Annotated in this window: 14 protein-coding genes; 4 read left to right on the top strand and 10 right to left on the bottom strand. The window is 67.2% G+C overall.

The annotated features are described in order from the left end of the window. Nucleotides 1–39 precede the first annotated feature (39 nt). Nucleotides 40–1,413, top strand: coding sequence for a hypothetical protein (locus G6N32_RS01795; RefSeq protein ID WP_115317611.1), 1,374 nt, complete (start codon nt 40–42; stop codon nt 1,411–1,413). A 328-nt stretch (nt 1,414–1,741) separates the two neighbouring features. Next, complete coding sequence (locus G6N32_RS01790) at nt 1,742–2,539, top strand: C39 family peptidase (protein WP_115317612.1); 798 nt, start codon at nt 1,742–1,744, stop codon at nt 2,537–2,539. 21 nt (nt 2,540–2,560) lie between these two features. Here G6N32_RS01790 and egtE read toward each other — a convergent pair whose 3' ends face one another. The 9 genes from egtE to G6N32_RS01745 all read right to left on the bottom strand — a co-directional run bounded on the left by egtE (nt 2,561) and on the right by G6N32_RS01745 (nt 11,218). Beyond that, nucleotides 2,561–3,676: an ergothioneine biosynthesis PLP-dependent enzyme EgtE gene (egtE, locus tag G6N32_RS01785; protein WP_115317613.1), complete on the bottom strand. Its 1,116-nt coding sequence runs from the start codon at nt 3,674–3,676 to the stop codon at nt 2,561–2,563. After that, nucleotides 3,673–4,638, bottom strand: coding sequence for an L-histidine N(alpha)-methyltransferase (gene egtD / locus G6N32_RS01780; protein WP_115317614.1), 966 nt, complete (start codon nt 4,636–4,638; stop codon nt 3,673–3,675). Before egtD ends, egtE begins: the two co-directional genes overlap by 4 nt. Next, complete coding sequence (egtC, locus tag G6N32_RS01775; protein WP_115317615.1) at nt 4,635–5,339, bottom strand: ergothioneine biosynthesis protein EgtC; 705 nt, start codon at nt 5,337–5,339, stop codon at nt 4,635–4,637. The genes egtD and egtC overlap by 4 nt, the downstream gene beginning before the upstream one ends. Continuing rightward, nucleotides 5,339–6,625 carry an ergothioneine biosynthesis protein EgtB gene (gene egtB, locus G6N32_RS01770; protein ID WP_115317616.1) on the bottom strand — a complete coding sequence of 429 codons (1,287 nt, stop codon included), beginning with the start codon at nt 6,623–6,625 and terminating at the stop codon, nt 5,339–5,341. Before egtB ends, egtC begins: the two co-directional genes overlap by 1 nt. After that, nucleotides 6,622–7,911 carry an ergothioneine biosynthesis glutamate--cysteine ligase EgtA gene (egtA, locus tag G6N32_RS01765; protein ID WP_115318900.1) on the bottom strand — a complete coding sequence of 430 codons (1,290 nt, stop codon included), beginning with the start codon at nt 7,909–7,911 and terminating at the stop codon, nt 6,622–6,624. The genes egtB and egtA overlap by 4 nt, the downstream gene beginning before the upstream one ends. Nucleotides 7,912–7,988: 77 nt before the next feature. After that, the gene (locus tag G6N32_RS01760; protein WP_115318901.1) at nt 7,989–8,630 is read right to left on the bottom strand and encodes a sensor domain-containing protein; all 642 of its coding nucleotides are present in this window, start codon (nt 8,628–8,630) and stop codon (nt 7,989–7,991) included. A 4-nt stretch (nt 8,631–8,634) separates the two neighbouring features. Then, on the bottom strand, nt 8,635–9,063 hold the full coding sequence (locus G6N32_RS01755) for an organic hydroperoxide resistance protein (RefSeq protein WP_172507218.1): 429 nt from the start codon (nt 9,061–9,063) through the stop codon (nt 8,635–8,637). 82 nt (nt 9,064–9,145) lie between these two features. After that, a complete protein-coding gene (locus G6N32_RS01750; RefSeq protein WP_115317618.1) occupies nt 9,146–10,594 on the bottom strand; it encodes a catalase in 1,449 nt (482 codons plus the stop codon). Nucleotides 10,595–10,741: 147 nt separating this feature from the next. Next, the gene (locus tag G6N32_RS01745) at nt 10,742–11,218 is read right to left on the bottom strand and encodes a hypothetical protein (RefSeq protein WP_163789080.1); all 477 of its coding nucleotides are present in this window, start codon (nt 11,216–11,218) and stop codon (nt 10,742–10,744) included. Nucleotides 11,219–11,346: 128 nt separating this feature from the next. Between G6N32_RS01745 and G6N32_RS01740 the strand changes: the two genes are divergently transcribed. Both G6N32_RS01740 and G6N32_RS01735 read left to right on the top strand, forming a co-directional pair. Continuing rightward, nucleotides 11,347–11,847, top strand: a complete 501-nt coding sequence (locus G6N32_RS01740; protein WP_115317620.1) for a hypothetical protein — start codon at nt 11,347–11,349, stop codon at nt 11,845–11,847. Nucleotides 11,848–11,923: 76 nt separating this feature from the next. Continuing rightward, a complete protein-coding gene (locus G6N32_RS01735; RefSeq protein WP_115317621.1) occupies nt 11,924–12,145 on the top strand; it encodes a hypothetical protein in 222 nt (73 codons plus the stop codon). A 50-nt stretch (nt 12,146–12,195) separates the two neighbouring features. Here G6N32_RS01735 and G6N32_RS01730 read toward each other — a convergent pair whose 3' ends face one another. Then, nucleotides 12,196–13,305 carry a DUF4185 domain-containing protein gene (locus G6N32_RS01730; RefSeq protein ID WP_115318902.1) on the bottom strand — a complete coding sequence of 370 codons (1,110 nt, stop codon included), beginning with the start codon at nt 13,303–13,305 and terminating at the stop codon, nt 12,196–12,198. Between the last annotated feature and the right edge of the window lie 10 nt (nt 13,306–13,315).

Genomic DNA, 13,315 nt, shown 5'->3' with positions numbered 1-13,315 from the left:
CCGGCCGTGCTTTATCGGAGTCGGGGCCGAGGGGACGCAGTGCTGACCGGGAAATCGATGGTGCCTCAGTGCGCCGCCTTATATGCATGGCTGATCGCAGGCCTCGTCGCGGTGGGGTTGGGTGCCGCACTGTTGGCAGGCACAGCGGTCGCGACCGCTGACACCGGCGGGTCATCCACGGGCGGCAGCACATCCAGCGCGGGCAAAGCGACGTCGACGAAGCATGGCCTCGCCTCCAGCCGGCGCGCACCGGTTGCGGCCAAGGCCGGACCCGCGCGAACTGACGCGAAGACCCGAAGCACCCGCACCAGCCAGGCAAAGCCCACGGCCCCCGTCAGCGCGGCAGCCACGACACCGACGCTCAACCCGGTGCAGGCATTCATGCGTCAGCTCAACTACATCTTCGCCAACAAGGCGCCGTCGATCGAATCGGGCACCCAGACTTCAGGCGCCGCCGGCACCGTGTCGGGAACCGTAATCAGCAAGAGCAACAACGGTTTCACGCTCAAGTACTCGATCGGCGACCAGCCGAGCAACGGCTCGGTGGTTCTCGACCCGGTGACGGGTGCCTACACCTACACGCCCAACACCACGCTGCCCGCGGGCGCCATCATGGACGAGTTCACCATCGTCGCCGACAATGGTTCCGCGGCAAAACTGCACGGACCGCTCGGCGCGATACAGAACGCGCTGCGGTCAATTGCGGTGCAGCTGGGCGCATCCGGAATCACCACCGCCGATGCCGCCATCTACGTCGACCTTGACAACCCCGCCGTCCCGACGATCATCGGCAATCCGGACGTCACCAAGCAGTACTGGGTCACCGACGGAGCACAGACCTCTGGCCTGGCCGCCGTGGTGATGGCGGTAGGTCAGCTGACCGGCACGATGCCGAATATCGCGGACTGGATCGCCAAAGCCAAGATCACCGACAGCGTCGACCGGCAATTGTTCGTCGGCGACCGCGCCACCGGTCAATACCGGAAGATGTACCTGGACAACGGCACCGACTGGGTGTGGACCGGTGACGCCCTGGAGCTGCTCAGCACAAGCGGTAACGGGATCAACGTCTCGACGACGTACTTCCCCAAGACCAAGGCCGACGTGGCCCTGACCACCATGGCGTCCGCACTCACCGCCGGTTCGGTCGTCCTCGTCACCATCAAGACCCCCATCCTGGGTGACACCGACCCCACGAACCATTTGGTCGTGGTCCTCGGCATGAACACCGAGACCGATCAGATCTTCGTCAATGACGCCGCGTGGGGCGCCGAGGGCCAGAACCGGGCGATGTCGCTGACCGACTTCATGAAGGGATGGGAGCCGAACTACCCGCTGGGCATCGCCACTCGCCCGTTGGCGGCCGCGGCAGGCCAACCCCTGACACAAGCCGATCTCGCGCTGGCGGCCTGAGGCTACGGAACCGGAGAGCCGAAGTATGAATCGGATCAGGCGACTCGCCCCCTTGACCCTCGCGGCCTGCGGGCTGGCCGTCGGCGCGGGGATCCTGCTCGCGGGCGCAAGCCCGGTCGCATCGGCCGCGCCGGCCGACACCAATCACTCCTCGGTGAGCTCGGCATCCGCCTCGAGTGCGCGGACCTCTGGCCCGCTACGCTCCGTAAAGGCTACTGACTCAAACAAGTCCCGCGCGAGTGCGAAAACGCCGACAGCTGCACCGGTCGCGGCGACCGTAACGCAGCGCCGCCTTCCGAAGCCGCCCGCGCTCCCTACACCGGCGGCGGTGGTGCATGCGGTGCAGGATGCGCTGACCACGCTCGGGCGCGACCTGGGCCGGTTGACCGTAAAGCCCACTCCGACGTCGGCGAATGAATCATCCACCGCCACAACGCCGCTGCGAGACCCACCCGCCCCCGGTGACGTGGTCTACGGCAATCCACTGCAGAACGTGAAGTACTTCATCTCCCAGGGGAACAACAACACCTGCGTGCTGTCCTCGACCGCCATGGTGATCGGACAGCTCAAGGGGCCGGGCGGCATGCCCACCTGGTCCGACATCGTCCAGGAAGCCAAGGACACTCCCAGCTATTCGTCCTCGCGCAATACCGGTTCGGTCTGGAGCAAACTGCTGAAAAAGTACGTCGCGCGAACGGGGAACATCTACGACCCGGTCGCCGACGAGTACGTCTACTACGTGGACAGCATGGCGCTGATGGAGAACCACGGCGTCGACGCGACGATGACCACCTACACCAAGAGCCAAGGCGATCTGGCGTTGGCGAACTTGAAAACAGCGCTGACCACCAGCTCCGTTCTGGTTGCCGTCAACAACCGGATCTGGGCCGAGGCGATCGGCGGCGCACACAGCGCGAGGCGGTTCGGTACCGCCAACCACGCGATCACGGTGCTCGGGATCAACCAGACCAAAGACATCATCTACATCAACGACTCCGGTGGGACGGGCGGACAGGGTTTGGCCGTTCCGCTGGAGGGCTTCATGGAAGCCTGGCAGCGCGGCCAGTACCTGTCGGTGAGCGCTCGTCTGGCCGCCCCGAGTAGCCAGGCGGCCCTGGCGGCCTGACGCCGATTGCGCTGAGGCCCTTCAGGTCACCGCTCGCAGGGCGACGACCAGCGCTTCGAGGTCTTCGGTGCCGGCGTCGACGTGCGGCGAGATCCGCAGTACCGGCGTCGTCAACTCCAGCGGGGCGCGCTCGACTCCGGCCGCGGTGGTGACAATGCCGTGCTCGTCGATCAGTCGGGCTCGCACCTGGACGGGGTCGGCACCAGCGGTGGGCTCCAACGTGGTGATCGCTGTCGGCGCGTCCTCGGGTTCCACCACTCGCCACCCCTGCACCTCGGCCAGCATCGTGCGGGTCTGACGTCCGAGCGCGGCCAGCCGCTGGCGTACCGTCTCCGGCCCAGCCGCGAGATGCTGTCCCACTGCGACCGAAAAGCCGACCCGCGCAGCAATATTGGCTTCACCGAGCTCCAGGCATTGCAACGCCGAAACCGCACCGGCCCACGGCGGGGATTGCAACAGATCAGCCAGCGCCGGGCGCACCGCCAGCACTCCGACCCCGCGCGGGCCCGCCAGCCATTTGCGCGACGACGAGTAGACCGCATCCGCGTCGCTCACACAGTCGATGTGGCCCAGTGCCTGCGCGGCATCGACGATCAGCGGGACGCCGATCTCCCGGCACACCTCCGCGACTGCGGCGACTGGTTGTACGACACCGCGGTGGCTGCCGACCGCGGTCAGGTGGACCATCGCCGGGGGCGTATCGGCCAGGGTGCGGCGGGCCGCCTCCGGGTCGACCCGGCCGAGACTGTCGACGGGGAGCTCCTGTCGGGTGAAGCCGCGCGCAGTGAACTCCACCAGGTTGGGGCCGTACTCGCCGGGCAGGCACGCCACGGTCCGTTCCATCGGCCAGACGCCGAGCAGGAGTTGCAGTGCGTTGCCCGATCCGGTGGTGAAAACGACATCGTCCGAGGACATTCCGGTCAACACCGCAACACCTGCGCGCCCTGCGTCGAGAACCGGAGCGGCTGCTTGCGCAGCGACGTAACCGCCGACCTCGGACTCGTGGCGGGCGTGAGCGGCCGCCGCCTCGATCGCCGCCAGGCTCTGCCGTGAACATGCCGCGCTGTCGAGGTGCACACCGGCCGCGGGCAGCCGGGCTTCCCGCCAGCTGTCAGCCAGGGTGTCGGGTGCGCTCACTTCACCGCCAGCGACAGCCCGAAGTCCCCGGCCTCGTCGGTCCACCACTGCGTCCGCCGCAACCCCGCGGCCTCCAGCTCCTGCGCTACCGCCTCGGGCCGAAACTTGCACGACACCTCGGTCAGCATCTCCTCGCCCGCGGCGAACTCGACACGCAGGTCCAGACCGGCGACGGCGACCTGCTGCGGAGCCGTTGCGCGCAGCCACATCTCGATGCGTTCCTCGTCAGGGTTCCAGCGGGCGACGTGCTCGAAGGCGTCGATGTCGAAGTCGGCACTCAGCTCCCGATTGACCACGGTCAGCACGTTGAGGTTGAACCGTGCCGTGACCCCGGCACTGTCGTCGTAGGCGCGAACCAGCCGCCCGGTGTCCTTGACGAGGTCGGTGCCCAGCAGCAGGCTGTCCCCGGGGTCCAGCACGTCGGCCAGCGCGGTGAGGAACTGCGCGCGCGGGGCAGCGGTCAGATTGCCGATGGTGGACCCGAGGAACACGAACAACCGGCGACCGCCCGACGGGATCTTGGCCAGGTGTTCCTCGAAATCGCCACACACCGCGTCGATGTCGAGATCCGGGTATTCCTGCTCCAGCGCGGCTCCCGCCAGTTCCAACACGCTCGAGTCGACGTCGAACGGCACAAACCGCCGCAGTGACCCGCTGTCGCGCATGGCACTGAGCAGTAGCCGGGTCTTCTCCGACGTTCCGCTGCCGAGCTCCACCAGTGTGTCGGCACCACTTGCAGCCGCGATCGCCGCCGACTGGGACCGCAGGATCTGTGCTTCGGTGCGGGTCGGGTAGTACTCCGGCAGCCGGGTGATCTGGTCGAACAGATCACTGCCGACGGCGTCGTAGAACCATTTGGGCGGCAACGACTTCGGTGTCTGCGTCAAGCCCTGCAGCACATCGTCGCGCAGCGCCTGGGCGGCGGCGTCGGCGGCCAGGTAGTTCGACAGCGTGAACGTCACGAAGTTCCTTTCAGCGGGGTGAGCGTCACCTGTCCCCCGCTCACGTCGACGAGATGCCGGTCCGGGATGTCTTGCCAATCGGGGTGGTCGTCATAGGGTTCGCTGGCCAGCACAACTCCGTCACTGCGGCGCAACACCGACAGTGTGTCACCCCAGGTGGTGGCCAGAAGCCGAGATCCGTTGGCGGCCATGATGTTCAGCCGGGCACCCGGATCGGCAGCCCCGACTTCGGCGATCGTATGGCCGAGGTTCTCCGGTCCGCGCTCGAAGATCAGCGCCGCCAGCATGGCGCTGTCGACGGTCGATTCGGCGGCCGCGCTGACCGGCAAGACGCCCCGGTCGACCACCCCGTTGTGGGACAGCAGCCAGGTGCCATCGCTGAAGGGGGCGGACGCACTGGCCTCGATCGGCATGCCGACCGTCGCCGAACGTACCGCAGCGACAACGCAATTGCTGCGCAACGCCGGCGACACCGAGGCGAACGAGACCTCGCCCCACAACGGTGACGCGCTGCGCCAGCGGCAGGGCCCGTTGCCCGGCAGATCGGACGGGTAGAAGCCCACGCCCCAGCCGTCGGCGTTGATCAACCCGTGCTTCTGCCGGCGCGGCGCGTAGGACTGCACTCTCAACCCGCACGGCGGGTCGAGGACCAACGAGGCGATCGTCACCGGTTCGCCCAGCCAGCCCAGGTGTCGGCACATCAGACGTCCCACGCCAGGCGGACACCGGAGAAGATCTGCCTGCGGATCGGGTGGTCCCAATTCCGGAAGCTGGGCCGCAACGTGTCGGCGCCAACCGCCCACGAACCACCGCGCAGCACCTTGTAGTCACCGTCGAAGAAGGGCTCTGAATAGCGTTGATAGATCATCGGCGTGAAGCCCGGCCACGGCCGAAGCGGCGAGGTGGTCCACTCCCACACATCTCCGAGCATCTGCTCGGCGCCGTAGGCCGACGCCCCATCGGGGTAGGCCCCGACCGGCGCAGGACGCAACGCCTGCCCGCCGAGATTGGCCCGCTGCGGCGTCGGTTCCGCCGACCCCCACGGGTATCGACGGCGCGCGCCCATCTCGGGATCCCAGGCGGCGGCCTTCTCCCATTCGATTTCGGTCGGCAACCGCGCGCCCGCCCACGCCGCGTAGGCCTCGGCTTCGAAAAAGGTGATGTGCTGGACGGGTTCGTCGCCGGGAATGTCCTCGACGTGGCCGAATCGGGTTCGGCTGCCGTCCGGATTCCAGAACTCCGGTGCACTCAACTCGGCCTGGACCCGGTGCTCCCATCCGCGCGGTGACCACCATCGCGTTTGGGTGTAGCCGCCGTCGTCGACGAACTGCCGCCATTCGGCGTTGGTCACCGGCACCCGGCCGATGCGGAACGCCGGCACATCGACTACATGGGCGGGGCGTTCGTTATCCAGTGACAGCGGTTCGCTCACCGCGTCGACGCCGAGGACGAACGGACCACCGGGCACCAGAACCGAACTGCCGGCGAGCCCGGGACGGCCCTGGGGCAGGGTTACCCGATGCGCCAAAATCGGTGCGCCGCTGCGCAAGTTGAGCGCTTGCAGAATGGTTTCGTCGTGCTGGTTCTCGTGGCTGATCACCAGACCGAAGCGGAAGGCGACCTCGGCGTCGTCATCGCGGTGGGGCAGGGTGTCGAGCACGTCGAGTGCGGCGGCCCGCACGCTGTTGCAGTACGCGCGGGACTGTGCCGGTGACAGCAGCGGGAGGTCGACGCGACTGGCGCGTGAGTGCACGAACGCGTCGTAGAGGCCTTCGATGTTGGCGGGCAGCATGCCGGGCCGATTCGGGTCGCCGTCGCGCAGCAGCCACAGCTCTTCCTGTTGCCCGATGTGGGCGAGGTCCCAGACGAGTGGACTCATCAGCGGGCTGTACTGGCGATGCAACTCGGCGTCGTCGAAGTCGGTCAACATCGATGTGCGCTGGCGGGCCCGTTCGAGGTCGCGGGCCAGTGTCTCGCGTGCGATCACGCTGTCGCCTCGGCCATCTGCAGGACGGCACCTTCGATACCGCGCTCGATGACCCGGTCGGCGAAATCGTCAGCTGGGCAGCGTCCTTCTTCCACGTTCTGGACCAACCGCCGCATCGACTCGGATAATTCCGCGGGTGCCAGGTCGGCGACCAGCGCGATGCAGCGGTTGGCCGCTTGGTAGAGGCGGTCGTCCTTGAGGCCGACCCTGGCTGCCAGGTCCCATGCGGTCGCGACCGGTTCGACGGCCTCGGCGGCCAACTCGGCGAGGGCTGGGTCGTCGAGCAGGGTGACGATGAGGAACACCACTGCGGGCAGTAGTGCGTCGGGCACGCTGTCGAGGTAACGGATCTCCAACCAGCGGCGCGGGCGCACCGGCGGAAACAGCGTGGTGAGGTGGTAGTCGAGGTCGGCGGTGGTCGGGCGGCGATCGCCGAGGAGGACCAGTCCGTCGGCCCAATCCGCGAACGGCACATGCTCGGTGACCGCGACCGGATCCGGGTTGTGCACCAGCATCACCGGCGCCTTGAGCGCGTAGCGGGCCCAGTCGGTGCAGGGATCGTCACCGCTCGCGCCCAGGACGGGCCCGCAGCGCGCCGAATCCAGCTGACTCCACACCCTCTGTCGAGTCGAGACCCAGCCGGTGAAGTCCCCGCCGAGCAGCGGTGAATTCGCCGCGATCGCGATCATGGTCGGGCCGAGCGCATGGGCGAGCCGCACCCGCTCGGCCCAGCCGTCGCGCGGACCGGCGTCGAGGTTGATCTGGATCGAGGCCGTCGAGGTCATCATCGCCGCCCCTGCGCTCGCCGTGCCGGAGGCCACGAAGAACTGTTCCATCGCCTGGTAGCGGGCGCCGGGATTGATTCGTTGAGTGCGGCGAAGCGGGTCGGCGCCGAGCAGGACCAGGCCGAGGCCGGCCTCGGCGAACGCCGAACACAGCGTCGACCGGTCAGCCGCCAGCGCGGCGATGGCCGGCAGGGGGCCTGCAGCCGGCGGGCCGGACAGTTCGACCGCACCACCCGGTTCCACGGTGACGGCGCTGCCGCCGGGCAGCGGCCCGACGGTGGCGATCACGTCGCTCAGTTCCGACCAGCCCGGACGGCGCAGGGGGTCGGCCAGATCGAAGCAGTGCGCCTCGAGTTCCAGACCCACCCGACCGATCGGACCGTCGTCCAACGAGGCGCCCGCGATGTGCAAGGCAGCCGAGGATGAGCTGTTCAGGACACGTTCTTCGGCACCCGAACCGCAATGTGCGCGGCCCGACTCCGAGGTGACGACGAACGTCATGACATCCATCTTCCAGACCGCACCGACAAATTTCGTCGATCCGCGGCTGACCCGTTGATGACGTTCACCCGACCTCGCTATAGACCCAGTGTGTTCTGCATGGCGCCGGCCAGTACGTTGACCGCCGGCCCGCCGTTGCCGGACTGGCAGACCTTGGCCTGCAACAGCACGTTTTCCCGCAACCGTGTCTGGGTGAAACACCGCCGATCGGTTTCTGCTTCCTGTTTGACCCACACTGCGTCGGTGGCCGTCGGGGGCGCACCGCCGAACGACCACACCTGAGTTGTTCCGTCGTCGAGGTGCATGGCGGTGGTCTGACCCGCACACCCCGTGGTGCGATCGACGACGCGATGGTAGGCGCGGGTGGCGGCGTCGACGGTGGCGAACACCCCGATGGCCTGTTTGACCAGGTGGTTCTGATCGGTCGCCGACGTTTGGGTCACCGCGCTGTTGAACGACGCCAGGTCGGGGTCGTTGAACACCTCGGGCAACCCGATGTCAGCCCAGTTGTTGCAGACCGGCAGATCGACCCAGAACCCCTGCACCGGGTCGGTGCTCACCGACTCCCACGTCATCGGGGCTCCGACGATGTTGCCGACCGACCCTTTGCCGAGCACGGCGTAGGAGACAACGCCCGGGTCCGCCGGCCGGGCCTGCGCCGGAGCGGCCACCAACACGCCTACTGCCAGCACTGCGGCGGCCGCGGCGGCGCTGCGCATCACCTCAGACCTTGGCGGTCAGCGTGACGTCGATATTGCCCCGGGTTGCCTTTGAATACGGGCACACCTGGTGAGCCTTGTTCATCAGGTCCTCGGCCTGACCCTGCTCGAGTCCGGGGAGATAGCCGATGAGGTGGGCGTTGATGCCGTACCCGCCGTCGGCGTCCTTGCCGAAGCCGACCTGCGCCGTGATACCCGATGCGCTGTCGAGCCTGATCTTCTCCGAGCGCGCCACCAATTGCAGCGCGCCCAGGAAGCAGGCGGCATAGCCCGCCGAGAACAGTTGCTCGGGGTTGGTGCCCTCGCCGCTGCCGCCCGCTTCCTTGGGTGGCCTGGTTTCCAGATCGATTCGGTTGTCCGACGACTTCACGTGGCCGTCACGCCCGCCGCCGCTGGCCGTCGATTCCGCGGTGTAGATGACCTCGATACTCATGACTTCGATCATGCCAGGCCGCGAGATCGACATGAAGGTCGCGAAGATTCAGCTATCCCAACCTTCATGTCGATGTCGACCGTTACTCGGCCTTGCCTCGCACGCCTTCCTCGATCTTCTTGCCGAGGTCGGGATCGATGTTGCGCCAGTACTCGAACACCCGGGACAGCACCGGCTCCTTGACGCCCTTGGAGACGTGACCGATGACGTTGTGCGCCAACCGGTCTCGGGCATCGTCGTCGAGAACTTCCCGAACCAGGGTGCCGGCCTGGCCCCAGTCGTCGTCGTCTTGACGCAGGGCGTAGGCCGAGCGGACCATGTCGCCGTCGGAGGCCCAGTGCACCTCAGCCGCCCGCGCGGGATCGGCCTGCGGGCCTCCGACCGAGTTCGGCGCGTACACCGGGTCGGTGACGTTGCGCATCCGCATCGCACCGTCCTTGGAGTAGCTGTGCACCTCGACTCTCGGTGTGTTGACCGGAATCTGCTTGTAGTTCACCCCGAGTCGGTGCCGATGGGCGTCGCTGTAGGAGAACCCGCGCGCCAACAGCATCTTGTCCGGGCTCAGTCCGGTGCCGGGCACGATGTTGTTCGGTTCGAAGGCGGCCTGCTCAATCTCAGCGTGGTAATCGGTGACGTTGCGGTTCAACGTCATTCGACCAACTTCGTGCAGCGGGTAGTCGCTGTGCGGCCACACCTTGGTCAGGTCGAACGGATTGAACCGGTATGTCTTGGCGTCCTCGAACGGCATGATCTGGACGTGCAGCGTCCAGCTCGGGAAGTCGCCGGCCTCGATCGTGTCGAAGAGGTCCCGTTGGTGGTAATCGCCGTCGCTGCCGGCCAATTCGTCGCCTTCCTCCTGGGTGAGGAATTCGATGCCCTGGTCGGTCTTGAAGTGGTACTTGACCCAGAACAGCTCGCCGGCCGCGTTCATCCAGCTGTAGGTGTGACTGGAGTAGCCGTTCATGTTTCGCCACGTCTTCGGAATGCCGCGGTCCCCCATCAGCCAGGTGACCTGATGCGCGGATTCCGGTGAGAGCGTCCAGAAATCCCACTGCATGTGGTGATCACGCAGGTTCGACGACTGCAGGCGCTTCTGGGAGCGGATGAAGTTCTGGAACTTGATCGGATCCCGCAGGAAGAACACCGGGGTGTTGTTGCCGACGAGGTCGAAGTTGCCCTCGGAGGTGTAGAACTTCAGCGCGAATCCGCGCGGGTCACGCCAGGTGTCTGGACTGCCGCGTTCACCGGCGACGGTGGAGAATCTGGCCACCATGTCGGTCTTGGTGCCGGGCTGCAGGAACGCCGCCCTGGTGAATCGGCTGACGTCCTGGGTCACTTCGAATGTTCCGAACGCACCGCCACCTTTGGCGTGCGGCTGTCGCTCCGGGATACGTTCGCGGTTGAAGTTGGCCATCTGCTCGATCAGGTAGTGGTCCTGGAGCAGGATCGGGCCGTCCGGCCCGACGGTCAGGGAATGTTCGAGGCTCGGGGCTGGAGCACCGGCATCTGTCGTCGCAAAGTTCTCAGTCATCGTCTCCCCTATCTGGAGTCAGCGCCTTTCGGAAGGCGAGTACCCAAGACCCGTTCTACTCTCCCAAACAACACCTGGGCGATCGGCGAACAGCAGGGCGCCCAGCGTCCCCGGGGGGTGGGACGCTGGGCACGTCTGCCGGTCCGGTCAGGGACGCGGGGTCGGGGTGGCAGCGCCGCCGGGACCGGCGCCGCCGGGGCCTCCGGGCGCGATTCCGGGGCCGGCGCCCGGACCCTGCCCGCCCGGGGCTCCCGGTCCGCCGGGTCCGCCGGGTCCGCCGGGTCCGCCGGGACCCATCGGACCCCAGGGCCCGCCGCCGGGCATCATCATCCCGGGACCACCGGGTCCGCCCCGGTGGTGGAACTGCTGCGAGTCACCATCTCCCCCGCGGTGGTGCCAACCGCCATGGCCGCTGGTGCGACCGAGGATGAAGCCGGTGAAGAAGACCGCACCGACAATGAAGACGGTGCCCGCGACGATCGCGACCCAGGCGGCGACCTGGTTCAGCCGGTTGGGCCGGGTGGCGACGGGGACCTGGCCGTAGTACGGCGGCGGTGGCGGGGGGTCGAGAGTAGCGACGGGGCTGGTTACGGGCTCGTCGGCCCGCTCGGGTGTTTCGGTCATGAGTCGATCATGCGAGCGTGCTGCCCAGTGCGGGTTAGGTGCCACCTTTGAAAAGACTGTGAATGACGGATTCTGGCCCGCATGTTCGTTTCCACCCGCAGCAGGCTGACCCGCGCTATGAACCAAAGATGAACAAGCTGCTCAACTCGCTGACCGAGGCCGAGTTCGTGTTGATCCGGGAGACCGAGCCCGCCGCACTCACCGACCTCGACGAGGACGCGCTGCTGGACCTGCACGGCAGGATTCGACGCGCCCGAAACAAGTACGTCGGGCTCTACCGCCGCAAGGGCGCGGCAAAGGTCTCGGCGAAAGGTGCCCGAGGTGCGGCCCGATCGGCCAACGAACGCAATGGCGCCAAGGCCGAGATCTTCGAAGGTGCGCTGGGACGGGTGAGCAAGCAACTCGGTGTCGCGGCAGCGCGCAGCGCCCGTGAACTCAAGGATGAGCGGCTGGCCCGGGCCCGTCAGGAAAGCTCGGCTCCGGCGGCGCCGGCCAAGGGCGGCGGCAAGGTGGCGACGCTTGGGCGGGCCCGGGTGGACCAGTCCCGTAAGTCTCCGGGCCGCAAGAAGCGCGAGGCCGGGTCGATTGCAACGGGTGCGCGGCGGCAAGCCAAGCGCGACAACCGCTGAGTTCCGGTAGGCGACTGGACAGCATCAGCGAACTTTGCGACTATTGCGCGGGGGTTGCGGTGAAGGAGCGTCTGCTGTGCTGTTGTACCTCTATCTCACCGGCATTCCGCTATTCATTTTTCTGGCCTGGGTTTTCTCCGAGGCCTTTCACCCAGGTGAGGCGGTGCGGACCGGGATACGCCTCCCGTTGATCGCCGCTGCGGGTCTCTTGTGGCCGGTGTTGCTAATGGGAGTTGCCCAGATACAGGTGATGCGGATACGAGCGAAGCTCGTCGATCCCGAGGCCAGCACCGCCTGAGCGACAATCGTGGTACCCGCGGACACAGCGCCCGCAGCTGAAGACGGGACTCACCACGGCTTGATCGGGTTCACCGCGAACTGCAGCACGCGATACGGCGCGCGGTCGCGCGGCGTGGTGTTCCACTGGCTGATGAACACCCGCACCTCGTCCAGTGTCGAACCCGGAGAGATGTAGCCGCCGTAGGGCTGCGCGAGCCGGTTGTCATCCGGTGGCGGCAGGCTCTCAGCGGGATCAGGCCAGTCGCCCGCCTGCACCACCGTCGTCACCGGCGCGGTTCCCAGACCCGTCGGGTCGTAGGCCACCCGCATCTCCATGTTGCCGGTGCTGGCGTTGAAGTACGACAGCACCGGCTTTCCGTCGACCTCCCGCAAGCTCATCTCGCCGATCTTGTCCGGCCACAACGGTGTCGGTGTCTTGTTCCAGCCCCCGGCCGGACCGGCCGCCCAGCCTTGCCAGCGCGCGCGGTCAGTGAAGCTCTCTGGCGTTGCGCGGTAGAGCATCACCGGCCCGGACCGGTCGAAGTTGTTGGCCACGATGTATACCCAGCCGGTCTGCGAGTCCCCGGTGGGGATCGGGTCGTAGTAGCCGCTGATCTGCGTCTGACGGCCGCCGGCGTAGGAGGCTGGACGTTGCGAACCCGCAACGGTCTGCCAACCACCCTGCCCGGCAACGGCTTTCACCAGCCGCGACGTCTGCGGCACCAGGTCGTTGGTGGTGGTCACGAGCAGATAGTTCTGCCGGTTGATCTGCACCACCCCCGCGGGCAGCTGGGAAGCACCTGGCGGCTTGGGGTCGGCCAGCAGCGGTTTGTCCACCCCGACGACCCCGGTGTAGCGAATCCCTTCGGGATCGTCGACCGAGTCGCCGGCCACCCGCAGCGCGACCGGCGAGAACCATCCACCGAACCCGACGCCCTGGCCGGCGAAGCTGTCACCGCAGATCTGGAGCAATTCGGTTGGGAACTCCATGAACTCGCACAAGTCGGTGGCGCCGATGCCGTAGTCGCGCGTCGGCGTCCCGGTACCGGCGATCGGCCCGATCCGAACCACCTGGCCCGGCGCCAGCGGCGAGAGGATCGGGTCAGGAGCCGGACTCGGTGGGTCGGCAATCGCCGTCGGCGCCAGCACCAGCGCCGAGATCGACGAAATTGCGCACACCACTCGCACT

The organism is Mycolicibacterium aichiense (assembly GCF_010726245.1).
Lineage (GTDB): Bacteria > Actinomycetota > Actinomycetes > Mycobacteriales > Mycobacteriaceae > Mycobacterium > Mycobacterium aichiense.
The sequence above is the reverse complement of the archived record's forward strand: the minus strand, read 5'-3'. Positions and strand labels throughout refer to the sequence as shown.

Bases quoted from the DNA above. Each gene is read 5' to 3' on its own strand.
- egtC (WP_115317615.1), bottom strand. From the start codon at position 5,339: ATGTGCCGACACCTGGGCTGGCTGGGCGAACCGGTGACGATCGCCTCG.
- egtA (WP_115318900.1), bottom strand. From the start codon at position 7,911: ATGACGTTCGTCGTCACCTCGGAGTCGGGCCGCGCACATTGCGGTTCG.
- G6N32_RS01760 (WP_115318901.1), bottom strand. From the start codon at position 8,630: ATGCGCAGCGCCGCCGCGGCCGCCGCAGTGCTGGCAGTAGGCGTGTTG.
- G6N32_RS01755 (WP_172507218.1), bottom strand. From the start codon at position 9,063: ATGAGTATCGAGGTCATCTACACCGCGGAATCGACGGCCAGCGGCGGC.
- G6N32_RS01750 (WP_115317618.1), bottom strand. From the start codon at position 10,594: ATGACTGAGAACTTTGCGACGACAGATGCCGGTGCTCCAGCCCCGAGC.
- G6N32_RS01745 (WP_163789080.1), bottom strand. From the start codon at position 11,218: ATGACCGAAACACCCGAGCGGGCCGACGAGCCCGTAACCAGCCCCGTC.
- G6N32_RS01740 (WP_115317620.1), top strand. From the start codon at position 11,347: ATGAACAAGCTGCTCAACTCGCTGACCGAGGCCGAGTTCGTGTTGATC.